The organism is Mesorhizobium sp. M7D.F.Ca.US.004.01.2.1, assembly GCF_003997785.1.
GTDB lineage: Bacteria > Pseudomonadota > Alphaproteobacteria > Rhizobiales > Rhizobiaceae > Mesorhizobium > Mesorhizobium loti.
The window spans coordinates 1-3,865 of the sequence record NZ_RZRQ01000042.1 but is presented as its reverse complement, the minus strand read 5'-3'; the positions used below and the strand labels follow the sequence as shown (position 1 = coordinate 3,865).

The 3,865-nt window shown below is 66.1% G+C and carries 4 protein-coding genes; all 4 read left to right on the top strand.

Annotation, left to right across the window (positions count from 1 at the left end):
- A partial coding sequence (locus EN993_RS37715) for an ATP-dependent helicase C-terminal domain-containing protein (RefSeq protein WP_281040565.1) occupies positions 1-1,424 on the top strand: 1,424 nt, incomplete at its 5' end.
- A gap of 26 nt (positions 1,425-1,450) precedes the next feature.
- Positions 1,451-2,782 carry an ActS/PrrB/RegB family redox-sensitive histidine kinase gene (locus EN993_RS09250; RefSeq protein ID WP_109666025.1) on the top strand — a complete coding sequence of 444 codons (1,332 nt, stop codon included), beginning with the start codon at positions 1,451-1,453 and terminating at the stop codon, positions 2,780-2,782.
- Positions 2,783-2,867: 85 nt separating this feature from the next.
- Positions 2,868-3,431, top strand: a complete 564-nt coding sequence (locus tag EN993_RS09245; RefSeq protein ID WP_023762754.1) for an ActR/PrrA/RegA family redox response regulator transcription factor — start codon at positions 2,868-2,870, stop codon at positions 3,429-3,431.
- A 60-nt stretch (positions 3,432-3,491) separates the two neighbouring features.
- Positions 3,492-3,865 (top strand): Na+/H+ antiporter NhaA (locus tag EN993_RS09240; RefSeq protein ID WP_206532359.1); only part of this gene is annotated, 374 nt, incomplete at its 3' end.

The window sequence follows — 3,865 nt, the reverse complement described above, 5'->3', positions numbered from 1 at the left end:
CGGCTGCACTTCCCGCCTTCACGCCACCCGAAATCTTGGAGGCCGACCTGTCCGGCTTGCTGCTCGATTGCGCCGCCTTCGGCGTTGCCGATCCGGCAGGGCTCGCCTTTCTCGATCCGCCACCCGCTCCGGCGCTCAATGAGGCAAGGGCGCTGCTGCGCGCGCTGGATGCCATCGACGAGGCAGGGCGCCTGACGGATGCAGGTGCTTCGATGCGCAAGCTCGCTCTGCCGGTGCGGTTGGCGCATATGGTCGCCGAGGCAGCGAAAGGCGGTCATGCCTTCGAGGCAGCGATGCTTTCGGTGCTGCTCACCGAGCGCGGCCTTGGTGGCGACGGCGCCGATCTGGAGCGACGGCTGATGCGCTTTCGCGGGGAAAGATCGCCGCGCGCTACAGCCGCGAAGCAGCTCGCCGAACGGCTGGCGCGGCAGGCTGGCGGGGCGAAGGGCAGCGAAGCCGCCGCCGCCGGTCTCCTGCTCGTCCACGCCTGGCCAGATCGGGTGGCCAAGGCGCGCGGCGAGCGCGGCCGTTTCGTGCTGGCCAATGGCTCCGGCGCCATGCTCGACGCCACCGACCCGCTGGCGGGCGAGCCGTTTCTGGTCGTCGCCGACCTGCACGGCAAGGCGCAGAATGCGCGCATCACAGCGGCAGCGGCCATTAGTGAGGACGATGTCCGCGCCGCGCTCGCGGACAGGATCGAGGTCCGCCGTGAAACGAGCTTCGACCGCGACAAGCGCGCTGTGCGCGTGCGCGAAACCGTGCGCCTTGGCGCCATCACGCTTGCCGAGCGCATGCTGCCGCCGCCAACCGGTGCTGACGCCGATCGCGCCATAACAGATGCGGTCCGCGAGCATGGGCTCTCACTGCTGACCTGGAGCAAGGAGGCGCAAACGCTGCGCCAGCGGCTTGGCTGGCTGCATCGCGGCCTTGGCGCGCCCTGGCCCGATATGGCGGATGCCGCTCTCATCGAACGCCTCGACGGCTGGCTGCTGCCGTTCCTGTCCGGCGCGGCATCGTTTGCCGCCATCGATGCGGGCGTTGTCTCTGCCGGACTGGCTACGCTCGTGCCACACGATCTGCAGCGCAAGGTCGATACGCTGGCGCCAACCCATTTCGATGCTCCGTCGGGCAGCCATGTGCCGATCCGCTATGACGGCGAATGGCCGGTGCTGGCGGTTCGCGTGCAGGAGCTGTTCGGCCTCGACCGCCATCCCGCCATCGCCAATGGCAGCGTGCCGCTGACACTCGAACTCCTGTCGCCGGCGCACCGGCCCATCCAGACGACGCGCGACCTGCCCGGCTTTTGGCGCGGCTCCTGGGCCGATGTGCGCGCCGACATGCGTGGCCGCTATCCCAAGCATGTCTGGCCGGAAAACCCGCTGCTCGCCACTGCCACCGCCCGCGCAAAACCCAGAGGTACCTAGCCTTCAGCGCTTCACGGCTGTAATCCATGGCCATGATCAACGTTTTGCGTTCGCCCGATTTCCAGCAGAGCCAGAGACTGCGCCTCAACACGCTAATCCGGTTGCGTTGGCTTGCCATTGTCGGTCAGAGCCTGACGGTGCTCGTTGTCGCCTATGGCCTGAAGTTTCCGCTGCCGGTCAGCCTCTGCTTTGCGCTGATTGCCTGTTCGGCCTGGATGAACCTGTTTCTCGCCTTCCGGTTTCCGGCGGCGCACCGGCTCACCCCGCTGGCGGCCTTCGGCATCCTCATCTTCGACAGCCTGCAGCTTGCCGGCCTGCTCTACATGACCGGCGGCCTCACCAACCCGTTCTCGCTGCTGATGACCGTGCCTGTCGTCATTTCGGCGACGTCGCTGCCCCTGCGCCTGACCGCCATCCTCGGCGGGCTGGTTATGTCGGCGGCGACCTTTCTGGTCTTTGTCCATCTGCCGCTGCCCTGGCATGAGGACGCACCGCTGGCGATGCCCTTCATCTATGTCGCCGGCATATGGATGGCGGTGCTGTCCTCGATCGCCTTCACCGCCATATACGCCTTCCGGGTGGCCGCCGAAGCCCGGCTTCTGGCCAATGCGCTTGCCGCCACCGAACTGGTGCTGCAGCGCGAGCAGCACCTCTCGGCGCTCGACGGGCTGGCTGCCGCGGCCGCGCACGAGCTTGGCACCCCGCTTGCCACCATCGCGCTTGTCGCCAAGGAGATGGAAAAGGCGCTCGGCAAGGATCCGAAATACGGGGAAGACGTGACGCTGTTGCGCTCGCAGAGCGAGCGCTGCCGCGAGATCCTCAAGCGGCTGACCAGCCTGTCCTCCGAGGGCGAGGCGCATCTTTCGCGGCTGCCATTGACCTCGCTGGTCGAGGAGGTCACCGCGCCGCATCGCGACTTCGGCATCTCGATCAAGCTTCGGCCCGGCGAACGCATCGGGCCCGAGCCGGTCGGGCGCCGCAATCCGGGCGTTATCTACGGCCTCGGCAATCTGGTCGAGAATGCCGTCGATTTCGCACGCAAGAGCGTCACCGTGCGCTGGAGCTGGGATGACGCCGCTGTCACCTTCTCGATCATCGACGACGGACCCGGCTTTCCGGCCGAGATCATCGACCGCATCGGCGAGCCCTATATGTCGACGCGCCAGGGCAATGAAGCCGGCGGCGGCCTAGGGCTAGGTCTGTTCATCGCCAAGACCCTGCTCGAACGCTCGGGCGCGACGCTCGATTTTCGCAATTCGAGCGGCCTGGGCGAGGGCGCCGTGGTACAGATATCGTGGCCGCGTGGTGTGTTCCTCAATCCGGAAATCACTTCGGCCAGCATGTTCGACACCGCCTGAGAGCCTTGAAGGAGCTCTAAAAATTGGACAATGAGGCTCAGGAACTATATCTGCGTAAAATTAAGGCAGCAGGAATTTTGAGACTATGACAGGCGACGAAAATATTGGCGCAATGGTTGAAGGCGAGGACACCTCTTTGCTCATCGTCGATGACGACAAGCCGTTCCTCACGCGTCTGGCCCGCGCCATGGAAACCAGGGGTTTCGTGGTCGAGACGGCCGAGAGCGTCGAGGAGGCGGTTGCCAAGGCGCGCGCCAATCCGCCTGCCTATGCCGTAGTGGACATGCGGCTCGGCGACGGCAACGGCCTCGACGTGGTCGCGGCCATCCGCGAAAAGCGTGACGATTCCCGCGCCATCATCCTGACCGGCTACGGCAACATCGCCACTGCGGTGACGGCGGTGAAGCTCGGTGCCGTCGACTATCTCTCCAAGCCCGCCGACGCCGATGATATCTTCGCCGCACTCACCCGCACCGCCGGCGAGCGCGCGGCACCGCCGGAAAACCCGATGTCGGCCGACCGCGTCCGCTGGGAGCATATCCAGCGTGTCTATGAAATGTGCGAGCGCAATGTCTCCGAGACGGCGCGCCGGCTCAACATGCATCGCCGCACCTTGCAGCGGATATTGGCCAAGCGCGCGCCGCGCTGAGGCGCGGTTTGCGCATCTTGCGGAATGACGCCGGCCGACAGGCGGCATGACGGAGGCGACATGCAGGACTTGAAGCAGCGGCCGGTTTCCGTCTTCCGCGAATTTCTCGATGGCGAGGCGGCCGGCGGCATCATCCTGATGGTGGCCGCCGCCCTGGCGCTGATCGTCGCCAATTCGCCGTTCGCCGAAACCTACTTTTCCGCGCTCCATGCCTATCTCGGCCCGCTCAGCGTCTCGCACTGGGTCAATGACGGGCTGATGGCCGTGTTTTTCCTGCTCGTCGGGCTGGAGATTAAGCGCGAGGTTCTGGACGGCCAGCTCTCGACCTGGCCGCGACGCGTGCTGCCCGGCATCGCCGCTGCCGGCGGCATGCTGGTTCCGGCACTCGTCTATGTCGCCATCAACCGCAACAATACGGCGGCACTGTCCGGCTG